The following is a 17735-nucleotide window of genomic DNA, read 5'->3' as shown; positions in this document are numbered from 1 at the left end:
CGAGGCGGCCGAATCGAATGGCGTTGGAGCGAACGTTAGAGCCGTGGCGCGGCGTGCGTCAACATTTGGGCAGGCATCCCTATTAATGGGACGTTCGACGCTCAATATGTGGGAATGAATGCCGGCCGGCGTGTGTCGGCGTCGTCACGAAGGAGAGGGCGCAGGCGGGCGTTCAGCCGCGCGTGCTGTCGTCGCGATAGCCGTTCTTGCCGATGAAGATTTCCTTCAACGCGGCGCGCAGCGTGACCGGATCGTACTGGCCGGGCGCGAGGTGAATCACGTAACGCGTCTGGCCGTCGAGACGCGCGGCGATGCCCGGCTCGATCTCGACATCGATCGTGTCGTCGGTCAGCCGCACCGACAGATCCTTGACGCGCAGGTTGAGCTGGTCGCGCACCATCACTTCGATCAGCGTGTCGTCCGGAAAGCGCGACAGCGCGAAGCAATAGTCCTGCTCCGCATCGTGACAATAGATGTTGGCGAAGCTTTCGTCGTCGTCGAGATCGGACGTGGCCGCGCCGACGGTAGCGTGAAGTTCCATGAATGGGGTTCCTGCTGAAGGGTTATTCGTGGGCGTGCATCGTCGTGTCGATCGCAGCCGCGCTGTCGGGCATCGTGTCGGGCTGCACGTCGCGCGCCTTCAACCAGAGCCCGAATTCGCGCATGACGTCGACCACCGGCCGCAGCCGGTCGCCGTCCGCGGTGAGATCGTACTCGACGCGCACCGGCACTTCCGGATAGACGGTCCGCTGCACGAGCCCCGCGTCTTCCAGTGCGCGCAGGTCGAGCGTCAGCATGCGCTGCGAGATGCCCGGCATGTCGCGCCGCAGGTCGCTGAAGCGACGCGGCCCGTCGAGCAGGTACGACACCAGCAGCAGCCGCCAGCGGCCGCCGAGCAGGCGCATCGCTTCTTCAACGGAACATCCTGTCGCACTCGTTTTCATCGTGCCGAATCCTGGTCGGTAAATTTTTTGTGACTACGGCACAAACGACTGCCGTCTTCTCAGCGCTGCGCCGATGCGAGATATTAGCGCCCGCGTCGCGGCGAATCGATACATGGACAACTCACGAAGGAAACGCATGAAGCTCTATCACGCTCCCGGCAGCTGTTCGCAGGCGATCTGCATCGTGCTGCGCGAAGGCGGGTTCGACGCGGAGATCGTCAGGGTCGACGCGCGCAAGCATGTCGTCGAAGGCGGCCGCGACTACTACGACGTGACCGAACTCGGCTACGTGCCGCTGCTCGAACTCGACGACGGCACGATGCTGCGCGAAGGGCCGGTGATCGCCCAGTATCTCGCGGACCAGCGCCCGCAAGCCGCGCTCGCGCCCGCTTACGGCACGCTCGCGCGCTACCGGCTGATGGAGTGGCTCAACTTTCTCGGCACCGAGATCCACAAGGGCTTCATCCCGCTGCTGTATGCGGTGCAGGCGGGGAAGTACGTAGAGCCCGTGCGGCAGAAGCTCGACAGCCGCTTCGCGTGGATCGACCGCCAGCTCGACGGCAGGACGTTCGTCACCGGCGACACGTTCACGGTCGCCGATGCGTACCTGTTCGCGCTGACCGGCTGGGGCAAGGCCGACTGGTTGCGCTCGGTGTACAACGCGGACATCGATCTGAGCCGGCATGCGCATCTGCGTGCGTGGTACGAGCGGGTGCGCGGGCGGCCGGCCGTGCAAGCCGTGCTGGCGGCAGACAACCTGCTGCGATGACGCGCGGCGGCCGCGGCAGGGAACGCGCGTCGTTTTGCCGTAGCGACGCCGCGCCATGCTGAAACGGGCCGCGCTATAATCGCCGCCATGAAATGGCTTCGGACCTTCATCCTGCTGTTGCTGTGCGCGGTGCTGCCCATCAGCGGGCTGGCAGCCAGCGGCCTGACCGGTGAATGTCCGATGCAGCACACGAAGTCGATGGAGGCGGGCACGGGCATGAACATGGCCATGTCCGCCGACATGAGCGGCTGCGATTCGATGCAGCCGTCATCCGCCGATCACGCGAAGGCCAAAGCCAAGGGCATGGCCTGCAAGGTGACGGCCCAATGCCAGTTCGGCAGTCTCTACCACCCGGCCGCCCGCGCCGACGTCAGCCGTCCCGCTGCATTCGCCAGCACGATCGTCTTCCACTACACGCGGTCCGTCCCGGCCCGCGACCCGAACGGGTTGTGGCGCCCTCCACGCATCAGCTGATCCCGATTTGACCGGTTCACCGCGCACGCGGTGAGGTTCGTCCTGCGCGCAGGACGGGGAATCCCGTTGGGTTCCGATTTGGGGTTACACCATGTCATTCGCTTTTCGCACGCTGCGCATGCCGCGTGCATGTCGGCGCGCGCCCGTACCGTGGGCCGCGCTGCTGGTGGCGGGCGCCGTTCACGCGCAGCAGTCGCCGCTTACGCTGGACGCCGCGCTGCAGTCCGCCACCGATCGTTCCGCGTCGATGCAGGCCGCGCAAGCTTCCGTGCTCGCGCGCGCCGAAGCGGCCGTCAAGGCCGGCCAATTGCCGGACCCGATGCTCAAGGCCGGCATCGACAACCTGCCGGTCAACGGCGGGCAGCGCTTCACCGTCGGCCAGGATTTCATGACGATGCGCCGCATCGGCATCGAGCAGGAATGGGTGTCCGGCGACAAGCGGCGGCTGCGTACCGCGCTGGCCGACGAACAGGTCGGCCGCGAGCGCGCCGGCTATCTCGCGCAGCTGGCGGCCGTACGCCGACAGACCGCGACGGCTTGGCTCGATGCCGTCTATGCGAAGCAGGCACTCGCGCTTCAGCAGGCGCTGCTCGGTCACATGAACCATGAATTCGATGCGACGCAGGCGTCGTATCGCGGCGCGAAGGCGAGCGCGGGCGACGTCGTGCAGGCCCGCTCGATGCTCGCACAGACGCAGGACCAGGTGCTCAAGGCACAGCAGGCGTACCGCACCGCGCTCGTCGCGCTGGCGCGCTGGACGGCGGCGCCCGTGACGGACGTGACGGGTACGCCGCCCGCGCCTGAATCCTTCGTTTCGTCGTTGCCGCCGGACGAGCTGCGCCTGTCGCAGCCGGCGCTCGTCGCCGCCGCGGACGATATCGCGGTGGCCGAAGCCGACGCGGCGGTCGCGAACAGCGAGCGCAGCCCCAACTGGACGTGGGAAATCGCGTACCAGCAGCGCGGCGGCGCGTACTCGAACATGGTGTCGGTCGGCGTCTCGATCCCGCTGCCGCTCAATCGCAAGAATCGCCAGAACCGCGACGTGGCCGAAAAGGCTGCGCTCGCAACGAAGGCGCGCCTGATGTACGAGGACACGCTGCGTCAGGTACAGGCCGATATCCGCACGCAATCCGACACGCTGGCGAGCGGTCGTGAACGCATCGCGAACCTGGGCGCCGCGCTGTTGCCGGCCGCCGACCAGCGTGTGCGGCTCGCGACGGCCGCGTACCGGGCGGGCACGGGGTCGCTCGCCGACACGTTCGCCGCGCGGCGGGCGCAACTCGAAGCCCAGTTGCAGGTGCTCGATCTCAGGCGCGACGTGTCGCAGACCTGGGCGCAGCTCGAATATCAAGTCGTGCCGTCGGCGATGGCCGCCGCGCAGTGAAGGAGACCGCCATGACCAAGCAATTACTGACGCGTGCGGTGCCGATCGCGTTCGCCGGCGCGGCGCTCGTCGGCGCCGGTTACTTCGCGGGCCTCCGCCATGCCACGGGCGATGCGGCGACGGCCGCCACGGCTGCCGCCGCACCGTCGGGCATGCAGGCTCGGCAGCCCGCACGCAAGGTGCTGTACTGGCACGACCCGATGGTGCCGAACCAGCACTTCGACAAACCGGGCAAATCGCCGTTCATGGACATGCAGTTACAGCCCGTCTATGCGGATGAAGGCGACGCCGCGGCGGGTATCCGGATCGATCCGGGCCTGCAGCAGAACCTCGGCATCCGCTATGCGACCGTGCGCCGGCAGCAAACGGCGGCCGGTTTCGACGCGGTGGGCACCACGCAGTTCGACGAAGCGCGCACGGAAGTCGTGCAGTCGCGCGTCACGGGCTACATCGACCATCTGTATGCACGCGCGCCGATGCAGCGCATCGCGAAGGGAGCGCCGGTCGCATCGCTGTTCGTGCCCGACTGGCTCGCGCCGCAGGAGGAATATCTCGCGCTGAAGCGAGGCGGGATGGACGACAGCCTGCTCGATGCGGCGCGCGCGCGGATGCGGGCGCTGTCGATTCCGGACGGCATGATCGCGAATCTCGAGCGTACCGGCCGCCCGCAGACGCACGTCGTGTTGAGTGCGCCGGAGGCCGGCGTCGTCAGCGAGCTCAATGTGCGCGACGGCGCGATGGTCGCGCCCGGCCAGACGCTCGCGAAGATCGCCGGGTTGTCCACGCTGTGGCTGATCGTCGAGGTGCCGGAAGCGCTTGCTTTGAACGTGCAGCCGGGAATGTCGGTCGACGCGACGTTCGCGGGCGATCCGGCCCGGCATTTCAGTGGACGCATCCGCGAAGTGCTGCCCGGCATCAGCACGGACAGCCGCACGCTGCAGGCGCGGGTGGAGATCGACAACGCATCGCTGAAGCTCACGCCCGGCATGCTGATGCGCGTACGGGTCGCCGATAAGGCGACGGTGTCGCGCCTGCTTGTGCCGTCCGAGGCCGTGATCGCGACCGGCCAGCGCACGATGGTCATCGTGAAGAACGGCGACGGCCGGTTTCAGCCGGCGTCGGTGACGGTCGGCAACGACGTCGGCGGCGACACGGAAGTGCTCGGCGGATTGAACGAAGGCGATACGGTCGTCGCGTCGGGGCAGTTCCTGATCGATTCGGAAGCCAGCCTGAAAAGCGTGCTGCCGCGGCTGGAGCGCGCGGCAGGGACAACCGCGGCCGCATCGTCCGCGACGGCAACCGCGCCGGTCTACGAAACCACCGGCAAGGTGGAGAAGGTCACGGCCGACGACATCACGTTCTCGCATCAGCCGGTGCCGGCGCTCGGCTGGGGTGCGATGACGATGGCGTTCGGCAAGCCGTCGGCGCAGGCGTTCGCGGACGTGAAGCCGGGCCAGACCGTGCGTTTCGCGTTCATGCAGACCGACGACGGCTACCGGCTGACGAAGGTCGAGCCGCAGGGAGGGGGGCGATGATCGCGCGCATCATTCACTGGTCCGTCCATCACCGGTTTCTGGTGCTGCTGGCTACCGTGCTGCTCGCGGCATGGGGCGTGCATTCGCTGCGGCAGACGCCGCTCGATGCGTTGCCCGATCTGTCGGACACGCAGGTGATCGTGAAGGCGTCGTATCCGGGCAAGGCGCCGCAGGTCGTCGAGGACCAGGTGACCTATCCGCTCACGACGACGCTGCTCGGCGTGCCGGGCGCGAAAACCGTGCGCGCGTACTCGTCGTTCGGCGACGCGTTCGTCTATGTGCTGTTCGACGACCATACGGATCCGTACTGGGCGCGTTCGCGTGTGCTCGAATACCTGAGTCAGGTGCAGAGCCGCCTGCCTGCGGGCGCGACCGTGTCGCTCGGCCCGGATGCGACGGGCGTCGGCTGGGTATACGAGTACGCGCTCGTCGATCGCACCGGCCATCACGATCCCGGGCAACTGCGCGCGCTCAACGACTGGTTCCTGAAGTTCGAGCTGAAGGGCGTGCCGGACGTATCGGAAGTCGCGAGCATTGGCGGCATGGTGCGCCAGTACCAGGTCGTGCTGGATCCGGACAAGCTGCGCGCATACGGGGTCCCGCAGGCGGCGGTCGCGGAGGCCCTCGGCAAGGCCAACCAGGCATCCGGCGGCTCTGTCGTCGAGCTGGCCGAGTCGGAGTACATGGTGCGGTCGTCGGGCTACCTGCGCACGCTCGACGATTTCCGTCGCGTCGTGCTGCGCACCGACGCCGCCGGCACGCCGGTCCTGCTCGGCGACGTCGCACGCATCCAGGTCGGCCCGGCGATGCGGCGCGGCATCGCGGAATTGAACGGGCAGGGCGAGGTGACGGGCGGCGTCGTCGTGATGCGCTCGGGCAAGAACGCGCTGACGACGATCGACGCGGTGAAGGCGAAGCTCGCCGACCTGAAGCGTTCGCTGCCGGCCGGCGTCGAGATCGTCACGACCTACGACCGTTCGCAACTGATCGCGCGCGCGGTCGACAACCTGACGGACAAGCTGATCGAGGAGTTCGTGATCGTAGGGATCGTCTGCGCGGTGTTCCTGTTCCATCTGCGCAGCGCGCTGGTCGCGATCCTGTCTCTGCCGCTCGGCGTGCTGGCCGCGTTCATCGTGATGCACTACCAGGGCGTGAACGCAAACCTGATGTCGCTCGGCGGGATTGCGATCGCGATCGGCGCGATGATCGACGCCGCGATCGTGATGATCGAGAACGCGCACAAGCATCTGGAAGCGTACGACCGCGCGCACCCCCGCGAGCCGATCACGACCGCACGGCGCTGGGAACTCGTGGCGGCGTCTGCCGCGGAAGTGGGCCCCGCGCTGTTCTTCTCGCTGCTGATCATCACGCTGTCGTTCGTTCCGGTGTTTTCGCTGGAAGGGCAGGAGGGCAAGCTGTTCGCGCCGCTCGCGTTCACGAAGACCTACACGATTGCCGCCGCCGCGGGGCTGTCGGTGACGCTGGTGCCCGTGCTGATGGGCTATCTCGTGCGCGGCCGCATTCCGCACGAGCACGCGAACCCGATCAACCGCGTGCTGATCCGCCTGTACCGGCCGTGGCTCGAAGCGACGCTGCGGCGCCCGTGGGCGGCGATCGGCATCGCGGCCGTCGCGCTCGTGCTGACTGCCGTGCCGTTGTCGCGGCTCGGCGGCGAATTCATGCCGCCGCTCGACGAAGGCGATTTGCTGTACATGCCGACCGCGCTGCCGGGCATCTCGGCGGACAAGGCGAGCGAACTGCTGCAGCAGACCGACCGGCTGATCAAGACCGTGCCCGAGGTCGACACGGTGTTCGGCAAGTCGGGCCGCGCCGATACGGCGACCGACCCGGCGCCGCTCGAAATGTTCGAGACGACGATCCGGTTCAAGCCGCGCAGCGCGTGGCGGCCCGGCATGACGCCGGAGAAGCTCGTCGACGAACTCGACCGGACGGTGAAGGTGCCGGGCCTGTCGAACGTATGGGTGCCGCCGATCCGCAACCGGCTCGACATGCTGTCCACCGGGATCAAGACGCCGGTCGGCGTGAAGATCTCGGGGCCGGACCTGGCGGGGATCGACGCGATCGCGACGCAGGTCGAGGCGGCCGTGAAGCACGTCCGGGGCGTGACGTCGGCGCTCGCGGAGCGGCTGAACGGCGGCCGCTACATCGACGTCGACATCGATCGGCTTGCCGCCGCGCGTTACGGGCTGTCGGTGGCCGATATCCAGTCGGTCGTGTCGTCGGCGATCGGCGGCGAGGATGTCGGCGAAGTGATCGCGGGGCGCGAGCGCTTCCCGATCAACATCCGCTATCCACGCGAGATCCGCGATTCGCTCGAGAACCTGCGGCAACTGCCGATCGTGACCGCGCGCGGCGCGCAGATTCGCCTCGGCGACGTCGCGCATGTCGCGATCGCCGACGGGCCGCCGATGATCCGCAGCGAGAACGCACGGCTGTCCGGCTACGTGTACGTCGATCTTCGCGGTACCGACGTCGGCACGGCCGTCCGTGCGATGCAGCAGGCCGTCGCGCAGCAGGTCGCGTTGCCGCCCGGCTATTCGATCGCATGGTCGGGGCAGTTCGAGTATCTCGAACGGGCGGCGGCGACGCTGCGCACCGTCGTGCCCGTCACGCTCGTCGTGATCTTCGTGCTGCTGTTCGTCACGTTCGATTCGGCAGCCGATGCGTTGCTGCTGATGTCGACGGTGCCATTCGCGCTGGTCGGCGGATTCTGGCTCGTGTGGGCGCTCGGTCATGCGGTGTCCGTCGCGACGTCGGTCGGCTTCATCGCGCTCGCGGGCGTGGCCGCCGAATTCGGCGTCGTGATGCTGCTGTACCTGAAGGGCGCGCTGCAACGCCGGCTCGATGCCGGCGAACCGCTGACCGATGCGTTGCTGCTCGACGCGATTCGCGAAGGCGCGGTGCTGCGTGTACGCCCGAAGGCGATGACGGTCGCCGTCGTGCTCGCCGGGCTCGTGCCGATCATGATCGGCCACGGCGCCGGTTCCGAAGTCATGCAGCGCATCGCCGCGCCGATGGTCGGCGGCATGGTCACGGCGCCGCTGCTGTCGATGTTCGTCATTCCCGCCGCCTGGCTTCTGCTTCAGCGCCGTCGTGCGCGAAGCGCGGGCCGCCCGCGGCATTCCGATGCAGTTCCTTCCGGCACGAACGTGCCATCCATTCCCACCGGAGAATCACGATGAAGATGAATCAATTGATCGCCACCGCCGCCGCCGTTCTCGCGTGCGGCGCTTTCGCCGTCCCGGCCGTTGCCGCCGGCGACATGTCGGGCATGGACATGTCCGGCATGAAGATGTCGTCGGACGGCGCGGCGGAATCGAACGCCGCGCTGACCGACGCCGAAGTGAAGAAGGTCGATGCCGCGAGCGGCCGGATCACGCTGAAGCACGGCGCGCTGGAGAACGTCGGGATGCCGCCGATGACGATGGCGTTCAAGGCGAAGGATGCGGCGATGCTCGCGCACGCGCATGCCGGCGACAAGGTCAAGGTGCGGATCGAGAAGGTCGACGGCACGCTGACGATCGTCAGGCTCGTCAAGGGCTCCTGATCGTCCGGATGCGGGCGTTCGCTGCCGCCCGCATCCGGCGCCGTGAAGCGCGTCGCGCCGGCGTGTCCGCCGGCCGGCGCGCCCGATGTACGCTCAGCGCGTCAGCGTCAACGCCAGATACCCCGCATAACCCGCGCCGTTCGCGAGCAACGCCCACAGCGCGAGCCCGCGCGTGCGCGCATTGACGCGCAGCCAGGCCGCCGCCGCGAGCGTGACGATCACGCCGGTCAGCACCTCGGGGCGCGGCTCCCACGGCGTCAGCATGATGCCGATCGCCGGCAGCAGCGTGCCCTGGAACACCATCGCGCCGGTGATGTTGCCGAACGCGAGCGTGTCCTTGCCGCGGCGGATCCACAGCACGCTGTTGACCTTCTCGGGCAGTTCCGTCGCGATCGGCACGATGATCAGCGACAGCAGCAGCGCCGACACGCCGAGCACGTGCGATACGCCTTCCACGCCGTGAATGAAGCCCTTCGCCCCACCGACCAGCAGCGCGACGCCGATCAGCAGTTGCAGCACGATCGTCGCCAGGTTGATCGGCAGGCCGACGCGCGACAGGAACATCGCGTGCGGCGCCTCGGTGCCGTGCCCGGCATCGACGAGCCCGGTCGACGCGCGGAACGTCATCACGACGTACATCACGTAGAGGCCGACCAGCATCGCGGCGAGCAGCGCGCGCACGGCCCAGTTGTGATGCGGGACGAACATCGCGACGGTCGCCAGCGAGAATGCGGCGAGGAAGGTGTTCATGTCGCGCACGAAGCCCGTCCGTTCGGGTGCGATCGTGCCGCGCGGCCCGCGCGAGCGGATCACGGCGAGCGTCATCAGGAACGTGGTGAGCGTCGCGAGCATCAGCGGCGCGCCGAGAATCGCGCCGACGCCGATCTCCTCGTTCACGGCCTGGTTCGACGTGCCGCCGGCCAGCGCGAGCAGCGGCACCATCGTTTCGGGCAGTGCGGTGCCGACGGCCGCGAACAGCGAGCCGGTCACGCCTTCGGAAATCTTCAGGCGTTCGCCGAGATGTTCGAGCGCATTGGTGAAGACCTCGGCCGCGACGAGGATGACGATCAGCATGAACGCCAGTTCGACAAACATGAAGGTCATGCGGCACCTCCGCGGGCAGCGGTGGCGTGAGGGAAGCGAGCGGGAAGGAACATGGGGACTCCGTGGTCGGACGCTGACGAACCATGACACATCCGCCGCCGTCCGACCAGGAACGACGCGATGTGCCCATGGTCTCGCCAAGCCGATCAGGCCGAACGCGCCACGGCCGCAGGCCGAGTGTGTTGACGCGTTCGCTTTCCGGGGACGGAAAGCAGGCTACTCCCCAAAGACGGGAAGCAGTCTAGCCGAGCGGTTTTCTTTCGACAAGCCTTCGTCTCGAAAAAATATATCCCTTCGCCCGGTGAGGGTAGCCGTCAGGAGATATACTCCCCTACCCTATACAGGAGCCATCGATGAGCCATACCGTTCGCGAAAAACAGAAGCTGCTGAACCGCGTGCGCCGTATCAAGGGACAGGTCGAAGCGATCGAGCGGGCGCTGGAAGACGAGCGCGGCTGCAACGACGTGCTGCAACTGATCACGAGTTGTCGCGGCGCGATGAACGGCCTGCTGGCCGTCGTGCTGGAAGACCACATCCGGTCGCATCTCGTCGATGCGGACACGCCCGATGCACACGAAGGCAGCGCGACCGAGCAGCTCATCGACGTCGTGCACAGCTATTTCAAGTAAGCGGATCGAACATGAACGAATTCAAGGGCCCGGCAACAGGCGGCATGCACAGCCACGCATTTCTGGGCGCCGCACACGCGCAGAACGAGCGGAAGACGTGGATGGTCATCGGCCTGTGCACGGCGATGATGATCGCCGAGATCGTCGGCGGCACGCTGTTCGGCTCGCTCGCGCTGGTCGCCGACGGACTGCACATGTCGACGCACGCGGGCGCGATGCTGATCGCGGCGCTGGCCTATACCTATGCGCGCCGGTACGCCGACGATCCGCGTTTCGTGTTCGGCACCGGCAAGCTCGGCGACCTGGCCGGCTTCACGAGCGCGATCGTGCTGGCGATGATTGCATTGCTGATCGGCTACGAGGCGATCGCGCGGCTGCTGGCGCCGGTGCCGATTCACTTCGACGAAGCGATTCCGATCGCCGTGCTGGGGCTCGCCGTGAACCTCGCCAGCGTGTGGCTGCTGAGCGGCGATCACCATCACGGGCATCATCACGGTCATGGGCACGATCATCCGCACGACCACGACCACGACCACGACCACGACCACGACCACGACCACGACCACGACCACGACCACGACCACGACCACGCGCACCACGCGCATCATGGTCACGGTTCGCACTCGGCGGCGCATCGCGACCACAACATCCGGTCGGCCTACGTTCACGTGATCGCCGACGCGGCCGTGTCGGTGCTGGCGATCGTCGGCCTGCTGCTCGCGCGCGCGTTCGGATGGGTCTGGATGGACCCGCTCGCGGGCATCGTCGGCGCGCTGGTGATCGCCAACTGGGCGTACGGGCTGATACGTGATACGGGCGGTGTCCTGCTCGACGTCAACGTCGATCGCAAGCTGACGGACAACGTCCGCCGCGCGATCGAGGCGCTCGGCGACAAGGTCAACGATCTCCATGTGTGGCGCGTGGGCCCCGGGCACATGAGCGCGATCGTGTCGGTCGAATCGGGTGACACCGCACGCGATGCGCGTTTCTATCATGCGCTGCTCGCGGGCTTCGACGGCGTGTCGCACGTGACCGTCGAAGTGATGACACCTGCGAAGGCGGCCTGATCGTGGCCGTGAAATCGCCGTGTATCGACCTGTGCGCGTTCGACGGCCGCACGGGTTTTTGTGTCGGCTGCCTGCGCACGCGCGACGAGGCGCGCGACTGGAAGAAGCTGACCGACCATCGCCGCCACCAGATACTCAACGACCGTACGCGCCGGCAAGCGAAACTCCGGCGCGACGACGCGCAATAGCAAGGGCGCCCGCGCTCCCGAAGCCTGCGATCGGTGTCACGGGCCTGCGGTAGTATCGCTGGCATCCAGTGCCAGGATTCCTGAACCGGGAGCGCCCCATGCAGACCGACTCATCGACCGGCATTCTTCGCCAGATTCCGCGCAGCGTGTGGGTGCTCGGCTGCGTCAGCCTGTTGATGGACGTGTCGTCCGAAATCATCCACAGCCTGTTGCCGATGTTCCTCATGGCGGGTCTTGGCGCGAGTGCGACGACGATCGGCCTGATCGAGGGGATCGCCGAAGCGACGTCGCCGGTCGTCAAGGTGTTCTCCGGCACGCTGAGCGACTACCTGCGCAATCGCAAATGGCTCGCGGTGACCGGTTATGCGCTCGGTGCCCTCAGCAAGCCGCTGTTCGCGATCGCGCCGACGATCGGCGTCGTGGTGACCGCGCGGATCGTCGACCGCGTCGGCAAGGGGATTCGCGGTGCGCCGCGCGATGCGCTCGTCGCCGACGTCACGCCCGTTCACCTGCGCGGCGCAGCGTACGGGTTGCGCCAGTCGCTCGACACGGTGGGCGCGTTCCTCGGGCCGCTGCTGGCCGTCGTCATCATGCTGGCGTGGCGCGACAATTTCCGCCTCGCGTTCTGGCTGGCCGTGATTCCCGGCGTGCTGGCCGTGGCGCTGCTCGCGTTCGGCATCGACGAGCCGGCACGTGCGCCGGGCGAGAAGCGCGTGAACCCGATCCGCCGCGAGGTCGTCGCGCAACTCGGCGCCCGCTACTGGTGGGTGGTGACCGTCGGCGGCGTGTTCGCGCTGGCGCGTTTCAGCGAGGCGTTTCTGGTGCTGCGCGCGATGAGCAGCGGCGTGCCCGTCGCGCTCGTGCCGCTCGTGATGGTCGCGATGAACGTCGTGTATGCGTTGTCCGCTTACCCGTTCGGCAAGCTCGCCGATACGACGAGCCACACGAAGCTGATGGTGGTCGGGCTCGTCCTGCTGATCGCCGCCGATATCGTGTTGGCGCACGGCGCGTACTGGCCGACCGTGCTCGTCGGCGTCGCGCTATGGGGGCTCCATATGGGGATGACGCAAGGGTTGCTCGCGACGATGGTCGCGCATGCCGCGCCGGCCGAATTGAGAGGGACGGCGTTCGGCGTATTCAACCTGATCAGCGGCATCGTGACGCTCGTCTCGAGCGTCGTCGCGGGCGTCCTGTGGGATCGGGCGGGTGCTGCCGCGACGTTCTACGCGGGGGCCGTATTCAGCGCGGCGACCATCGCGCTGCTCGTGTGCGTTCGCACGTCGTTCGGTACGGTGCGGGATCGCTAGCGCCGCACGCGGTGGCGCATGACCTGACTGCCCGTGCCGCGCGGAAAGTACAGCGCGAACGTCGTGCGCCCGTCGCGGCTTGCGACCTCCACCTTGCCGCGATGCCGTTCCCTGATCGACTTCACGATCGCGAGTGGCGGCCGTACTCGTCTCGAGCGCGCTGCGGGGGATGGTCTGGCGCGGCGGTTTTCGTCGGAAGATTCGCTACATTTTATCTGCTCGATCGTACGGCGCATGGCGATCGCGGCGTGATGACGACAATTACATCGGCCTGTCTACCGATTACCAAAAACTGTCATTGAGCGCCGCTAAGCTTTCGCCACCCTCACAACCGGGATTCCCGCCATGCGCTCCACAATCCGCCTGTTTGCCCCGCTATTGCTGCTCCCGACGCTCGCCGCGCCGGCATTCGCCGCCACTGCCGCGCCCGTCAGCCCGAACTGCGGCGGCAGCACGACGCCGATCGCCGAGATCCAGGGGCCGGGCGCGCCGTCGCCGCTCGCCGGCCAGAACGCGTCGATCGAAGCCGTCGTCACCGCCGATTTCGGCGGCACGGACGGCTTCGGCGGCTTCTTCGTCCAGCAGGCCGACGCGCAGCGCCGCAACCAGCCGGGCGTGTCCGAAGGCCTGTTCGTCTATGCGCCGAAAGCGCGCGCGAAGGCCGGCGATCTGGTGCACGTGACGGGCAAGGTCGAGGAGAAATACGGGCAGACGCAACTCACGCTGTCGGGCGCGATCGCGGTGTGCGCGAACGGCCAGACGGTCACGCCCGCGACGCTCACGCTGCCGGTCGACAGCCCGAACGCGTTCGCCGCATACGAAGGGATGCTCGTGCGCCTGCCGCAGACGCTGAGCGTCACCGACAACTACGAGCTCGGCCGATACGGCAGCGTGATGCTCAGCAACGGCCGCCTGCGCACGCCGACGAGCGTCGTGCCGCCCGCGCAGGCGCAGACGCAGATCGACGCGAACGCGCGCAACCGCCTGATCCTCGACGACGGCTTGAACAAGCAGAACCCCGCGACCGTACCGTATCCGGCGCCGGGCCTGTCGGCCGCGAACACGCTGCGCGCGGGCTACACCGTGCGCGACGTCGAAGGCGTGCTCGAAGTGCGTTACGGCGCATGGCGCGTGCAGCCGCTGCCCGGCGCGACCGTGCCGGCGTTCGACACACGTGCGAACCCGCGCACCAACGCACCGGCGCGCGATCCGAAATCGAACCTGCGCGTAGCCTCCTTCAACGTGCTGAACTATTTCAACGGCAACGGTCTCGGCGGCGGCTTCGACGATCCGAACAACCGCGGCGCGAAGACGTTCCAGGAATTCCAGCGCCAGGAAGCGAAGATCGTCAGCGCGCTGAAGGCGATCGACGCCGACGTGATCGGCCTGATGGAAATCCAGAACAACGGTTACGGCGAACTGAGCGCGGTGCGCCAGCTCGCGGCAAAGCTCGGCAACCAGTGGCGCGTGGTCGATCCGGGCACGTCGCGGCTCGGCGGCGACGCGATCGCGGTCGCGCTGATCTACGACAGCCGCAAGGTCGAACCGGTCGGCCGCGCGGCGACGCTCGCGATCGACGACAAGAACCGCCAGCCGCTCGCGCAGTCGTTCCGGCTGGCCGGCGGCAACAAGCAGGCGCTGACGGTGGCCGTGAACCACCTGAAGTCGAAAAACTGCCCGGACGCCGCGAACGACGATCTCGACCAGGGCGATGGCCAGGGCTGCTGGAACCCGACGCGCACGCGCGCGGCGGCGAAGGTGGCCGACTGGCTGGCCGGCAATCCGACGGGCGTCAAGAGCCAGGGCGTGCTGCTGATCGGCGACTTCAACAGCTACACGTACGAGGACCCGATCCGCACGCTCGAATCGCGCGGCTACCGCAACCTCGTCGCGCGCTGGATCGGCACGAACGCCTACAGCTACGTGTACAACGGCGAAGCCGGCTATCTCGACCATGCGCTCGCGACGCTGCCGCTCGCGTCGCACGTGAAGGCCGTGCACGAATGGCACATCAACGCGGACGAGCCGCTTGCGCTGCAGTACACGCTCGCGTACAAGTCGGCCGAGCAGCAGAAGACGTTCTATGCGGCCGATGCGTATCGTTCGTCCGATCACGATCCGGTGCTGATCGATATCGCGCTGCCGGGCGGCGGGAAGTGACGAGGGTTTGAGTTTTTGCGACAGGCGCGACGCGCGGCAATGCCGTACGTCGCGCCTGTCCGGGAAATCCATTCGAATATCGGGTAAATAATGCCGCGAAGAATTAATCGAACCGGTATTTTATGGATGACGCAGTGCACATCGATTCTGTAATTGAAGAATGATGGAAGTGAATCGAATTGCAGAATGACGTGCGTATGCCGCTGCATCGTCCCAATCGATTGACGATAATAAAAATGAAAGAATAATCCTGTCGATCCGAAGGCTTTGAATGCGCTGCGCCGATGCAGGAAAGGCTTCTGCGTTGTGCGGGAAAAGTAAAATATTCGATGCGGCATTGCCGATAAAGCGCACCTTTCACGAATAATCCTGTTTTCTTTCAAATACCAGACACTATCCGCCCTTCGCATCATTGCGGGATTTTTAATATCCGAATGATCTTTGACAACGCGGCGCAGCACCGCCTATTTTTGTCATGGCTTAAGTTTCAGTTATACAAAAGTTGTCCAAACTGCAGGGGGCGCGTCCGGCATCATTCTCGCCAAGCAGTTTGCTGTGTCTGTATCACGTTCAGTCTCTTGGAAGTCCGATCCCCAACCGCCGACTGCCGACCGTGCAACGCGAGTGGCGGGTAGGCCTGCGCGTTTCGCGGGCGTTGGCGGCCTTTGTGACGCGGTATCCGAAATCAAAGGGCAGAGATGAAACCAGACAGGAGCAGTACCGGCAGCCGCCGTGTTCGTCGTGGCCGGCTGGCCGGGCTAGGCGCATTGACCGCCATGACACTGGCGCTCGCGGCATGCGGCGGCGACGATTCGTCGTCCGTCGGCGCATCGAGCCTCGCGCAGGCCACGGCGAGCCAGCAAGCCAGCGCGCAGGCGGCCGGCAATCCGGCGCCGACGGCCAACCAGCCGTACGTCGACCCGGTCGCGTACTCGATGAACGCGACCGACGGCCTCGCGCCGTCGCAGGTGTCCGAGAAAGCGGCCGTCATGCATTACCAGTGGAAAGGCGGCGGCAAGACGATCGACTACACGACGACCACCGGCCACCTGACCGCGCAGGACGCGAGCGGCAATGCGGAAGCGTCGATGTCGTATGTCGCGTACACCGCGCCCAGCACGAACGGCAAGCCGCGCCCGGTCACGTTCGTCTATAACGGCGGCCCCGGCTCGTCGTCGATCTGGCTGCGGCTCGGCTCGTTCGCGCCGACCCGCGTGGCCACGCCCGATCCGCTGTTCGGCAACAACTGGCCGAACTATCCGCTCGTCGACAATGCGGAGAGCCTGATCGATACCACCGATCTCGTGTTCATCGACCCGCCCGGCACCGGGCTGTCGGAAGCCGTGTTGCCGAACACCAACCAGAAGTACTGGGGTTCCGACGTCGACGTGAACATCATGCGCGACTTCATCCAGCGCTATCTGAACGTCAACAGCCGCGGCACGTCGCCGATCTACCTGTACGGCGAATCGTACGGCACGCCGCGTACCGACATGCTCGCGCTCGCGCTCGAATCGGCCGGCGTGCACCTGACGGGCATCGTGCTGCAGTCGTCGATCCTGAACTACTTCGCGGATGCGGTGGAAGCGGTGGCGATCACGCAGTCGACCGAAGGGCTGCTGCTCGATACCGATACGGTGGCCGGCTATCTGCCCGGCTACGCGGCGGTCGCGGCGTACTTCAACCAGGTGTCGCCGGCGCCGGTGAACCAGGATCTGTACGCATTTCAGACGGAGCTGTTCACGACGCTGATCTACAACCAGCTGCAGAAGTACTCGCAGTCGTGGGTGTTGAGCCAGCTCGGCATTCCGGATGCGCTCGGCACGCCGGTGTTCCCGAGCGATGCGACGCTCAGGCTGTGGTCGATCCCGTCGAGCCTCACGCAGCAGGCGCTGCGCGGCTACTTCAACGCGAATCCGTTCGGCACGAGCCTGCTGCCCGGCACGACGATCGGCCGGTATGACGGGCGCGTGTCGTTGCCGAATTCCGACCCGCGGCTGCAGACCGACGGCGATCCGTCCGACATCCTGATCTCGCAGCCGTTCACGAACGCGCTCGCGACGCAGATGCCGGACTACCTCGGCTACACGGCCCCGAACGCGACGTACCTGCCGCTGAACGACAACATCATCGGCGTCTGGGACTTCTCGCACGACGGCCAGCCGATGCCCGACACGATCCCCGATCTGCTCGGTGCGCTGCAGCTCAACCCGAAGCTTCGCGTGCTGGCGGAGAACGGCTACCACGATCTCGCGACGCCGTTCTTCAACACGGAGAAGCAACTCGCGCGGCTGCAGACGGTGAAGGGCCTGAATCCGAAGCTGCAGGTGAACTTCTTCCAGGGCGGTCACATGACCTACCTGGACGACGTCGCCCGTCCGCTGATGAAGCGGGACCTGCAGACGTTCTACAAGGGCGCGCGGATTCCGACGGCGCTGACGCTGCACACGCTGCCGCCGCCGTGGCCGGATGAAAACCCGCCCAGCGTACCGACCGGCAGCGTCCCGGGCGCGACGGCCGCGACGACGCTGGCGGCAGCCCCGTGAGCGACGGATGCCTGGTCATCGGAACCCTCTATTCATCCATTGAATGCGAGCGATCATGTC

Annotated in this window: 16 protein-coding genes and 1 riboswitch; of the genes, 12 read left to right on the top strand and 4 right to left on the bottom strand. The window is 66.7% G+C overall.

Features of this window, described 5'->3' with window-relative positions; all coding sequences use genetic code 11:
* Positions 1–172: 172 nt before the first annotated feature.
* Together HWX09_RS24655 and HWX09_RS24650 are read right to left on the bottom strand one after the other, a co-directional pair.
* Positions 173–541, bottom strand: coding sequence for a hypothetical protein (locus HWX09_RS24655; protein ID WP_027782187.1), 369 nt, complete (start codon positions 539–541; stop codon positions 173–175).
* 22 nt (positions 542–563) lie between these two features.
* Positions 564–944 (bottom strand): helix-turn-helix domain-containing protein, encoded by a 381-nt coding sequence (locus tag HWX09_RS24650; protein ID WP_027782188.1) that lies wholly within the window; start codon positions 942–944, stop codon positions 564–566.
* A 136-nt stretch (positions 945–1080) separates the two neighbouring features.
* Here HWX09_RS24650 and gstA point away from each other — a divergent pair, with 136 nt between their 5' ends.
* The 6 genes from gstA (at position 1081) to HWX09_RS24620 (ending at position 8674) form a co-directional block, all read left to right on the top strand.
* The gene (gene gstA / locus HWX09_RS24645) at positions 1081–1713 is read left to right on the top strand and encodes a glutathione transferase GstA (protein ID WP_027782189.1); all 633 of its coding nucleotides are present in this window, start codon (positions 1081–1083) and stop codon (positions 1711–1713) included.
* Positions 1714–1800: 87 nt separating this feature from the next.
* Positions 1801–2187 carry a hypothetical protein gene (locus HWX09_RS24640; protein ID WP_027782190.1) on the top strand — a complete coding sequence of 129 codons (387 nt, stop codon included), beginning with the start codon at positions 1801–1803 and terminating at the stop codon, positions 2185–2187.
* A 91-nt stretch (positions 2188–2278) separates the two neighbouring features.
* On the top strand, positions 2279–3571 hold the full coding sequence (locus tag HWX09_RS24635; protein ID WP_027782191.1) for a TolC family protein: 1293 nt from the start codon (positions 2279–2281) through the stop codon (positions 3569–3571).
* An 11-nt stretch (positions 3572–3582) separates the two neighbouring features.
* Positions 3583–5106 carry an efflux RND transporter periplasmic adaptor subunit gene (locus tag HWX09_RS24630; RefSeq protein WP_027782192.1) on the top strand — a complete coding sequence of 508 codons (1524 nt, stop codon included), beginning with the start codon at positions 3583–3585 and terminating at the stop codon, positions 5104–5106.
* Complete coding sequence (locus tag HWX09_RS24625; protein WP_027782193.1) at positions 5103–8309, top strand: efflux RND transporter permease subunit; 3207 nt, start codon at positions 5103–5105, stop codon at positions 8307–8309. The genes HWX09_RS24630 and HWX09_RS24625 overlap by 4 nt, the downstream gene beginning before the upstream one ends.
* Positions 8306–8674 (top strand): copper-binding protein, encoded by a 369-nt coding sequence (locus HWX09_RS24620; RefSeq protein ID WP_027782194.1) that lies wholly within the window; start codon positions 8306–8308, stop codon positions 8672–8674. The genes HWX09_RS24625 and HWX09_RS24620 overlap by 4 nt, the downstream gene beginning before the upstream one ends.
* 93 nt (positions 8675–8767) lie before the next feature.
* On the opposite strand, the gene HWX09_RS24615 is transcribed toward HWX09_RS24620, so the two are convergent.
* Positions 8768–9778, bottom strand: coding sequence for a sodium:calcium antiporter (locus HWX09_RS24615; RefSeq protein ID WP_027782195.1), 1011 nt, complete (start codon positions 9776–9778; stop codon positions 8768–8770).
* Between the two features lie 69 nt (positions 9779–9847).
* Positions 9848–10015, bottom strand: a riboswitch (yybP-ykoY riboswitch).
* Between the two features lie 116 nt (positions 10016–10131).
* Between HWX09_RS24615 and HWX09_RS24610 the strand changes: the two genes are divergently transcribed.
* From HWX09_RS24610 to HWX09_RS24590, 5 genes are all read left to right on the top strand, one after another.
* Complete coding sequence (locus tag HWX09_RS24610) at positions 10132–10407, top strand: metal/formaldehyde-sensitive transcriptional repressor (protein ID WP_012338822.1); 276 nt, start codon at positions 10132–10134, stop codon at positions 10405–10407.
* Between the two features lie 11 nt (positions 10408–10418).
* A complete protein-coding gene (gene dmeF, locus HWX09_RS24605; RefSeq protein WP_027782196.1) occupies positions 10419–11474 on the top strand; it encodes a CDF family Co(II)/Ni(II) efflux transporter DmeF in 1056 nt (351 codons plus the stop codon).
* 2 nt (positions 11475–11476) lie between these two features.
* A complete protein-coding gene (locus HWX09_RS24600) occupies positions 11477–11662 on the top strand; it encodes a DUF1289 domain-containing protein (protein ID WP_027782197.1) in 186 nt (61 codons plus the stop codon).
* Between the two features lie 98 nt (positions 11663–11760).
* Positions 11761–12969: an MFS transporter gene (locus HWX09_RS24595; protein ID WP_027782198.1), complete on the top strand. Its 1209-nt coding sequence runs from the start codon at positions 11761–11763 to the stop codon at positions 12967–12969.
* A 345-nt stretch (positions 12970–13314) separates the two neighbouring features.
* Entirely contained in the window at positions 13315–15129 is a 1815-nt protein-coding gene (locus tag HWX09_RS24590; RefSeq protein WP_027782199.1) for an ExeM/NucH family extracellular endonuclease, read from the top strand.
* Here the strand turns inward: HWX09_RS24590 and HWX09_RS33705 are convergent.
* Positions 15081–15590, bottom strand: coding sequence for a hypothetical protein (locus tag HWX09_RS33705; RefSeq protein ID WP_230469063.1), 510 nt, complete (start codon positions 15588–15590; stop codon positions 15081–15083). The genes HWX09_RS24590 and HWX09_RS33705 overlap by 49 nt on opposite strands.
* Before the next feature lie 237 nt (positions 15591–15827).
* Here HWX09_RS33705 and HWX09_RS24580 point away from each other — a divergent pair, with 237 nt between their 5' ends.
* Positions 15828–17675: a peptidase S10 gene (locus HWX09_RS24580; protein ID WP_027782200.1), complete on the top strand. Its 1848-nt coding sequence runs from the start codon at positions 15828–15830 to the stop codon at positions 17673–17675.
* The last annotated feature ends 60 nt before the right edge of the window (positions 17676–17735 follow it).

It is taken from the genome of Burkholderia sp. BCC1208 (assembly GCF_902833095.1).
GTDB lineage: Bacteria > Pseudomonadota > Gammaproteobacteria > Burkholderiales > Burkholderiaceae > Burkholderia.
Note: the sequence above shows the minus strand (reverse complement) of the source record. Positions and strands in the feature narration are given on the sequence as shown.

Excerpts from the sequence above, each read along its gene's own strand:
- HWX09_RS24655 (WP_027782187.1), bottom strand. The coding sequence starts at position 541 with ATGGAACTTCACGCTACCGTCGGCGCGGCCACGTCCGATCTCGACGAC.
- HWX09_RS24650 (WP_027782188.1), bottom strand. The coding sequence starts at position 944 with ATGAAAACGAGTGCGACAGGATGTTCCGTTGAAGAAGCGATGCGCCTG.
- gstA (WP_027782189.1), top strand. The coding sequence starts at position 1,081 with ATGAAGCTCTATCACGCTCCCGGCAGCTGTTCGCAGGCGATCTGCATC.
- HWX09_RS24640 (WP_027782190.1), top strand. The coding sequence starts at position 1,801 with ATGAAATGGCTTCGGACCTTCATCCTGCTGTTGCTGTGCGCGGTGCTG.
- HWX09_RS24635 (WP_027782191.1), top strand. The coding sequence starts at position 2,279 with ATGTCATTCGCTTTTCGCACGCTGCGCATGCCGCGTGCATGTCGGCGC.
- HWX09_RS24630 (WP_027782192.1), top strand. The coding sequence starts at position 3,583 with ATGACCAAGCAATTACTGACGCGTGCGGTGCCGATCGCGTTCGCCGGC.
- HWX09_RS24625 (WP_027782193.1), top strand. The coding sequence starts at position 5,103 with ATGATCGCGCGCATCATTCACTGGTCCGTCCATCACCGGTTTCTGGTG.
- HWX09_RS24620 (WP_027782194.1), top strand. The coding sequence starts at position 8,306 with ATGAAGATGAATCAATTGATCGCCACCGCCGCCGCCGTTCTCGCGTGC.
- HWX09_RS24615 (WP_027782195.1), bottom strand. The coding sequence starts at position 9,778 with ATGACCTTCATGTTTGTCGAACTGGCGTTCATGCTGATCGTCATCCTC.
- HWX09_RS24610 (WP_012338822.1), top strand. The coding sequence starts at position 10,132 with ATGAGCCATACCGTTCGCGAAAAACAGAAGCTGCTGAACCGCGTGCGC.
- dmeF (WP_027782196.1), top strand. The coding sequence starts at position 10,419 with ATGAACGAATTCAAGGGCCCGGCAACAGGCGGCATGCACAGCCACGCA.
- HWX09_RS24595 (WP_027782198.1), top strand. The coding sequence starts at position 11,761 with ATGCAGACCGACTCATCGACCGGCATTCTTCGCCAGATTCCGCGCAGC.
- HWX09_RS24590 (WP_027782199.1), top strand. The coding sequence starts at position 13,315 with ATGCGCTCCACAATCCGCCTGTTTGCCCCGCTATTGCTGCTCCCGACG.
- HWX09_RS24580 (WP_027782200.1), top strand. The coding sequence starts at position 15,828 with ATGAAACCAGACAGGAGCAGTACCGGCAGCCGCCGTGTTCGTCGTGGC.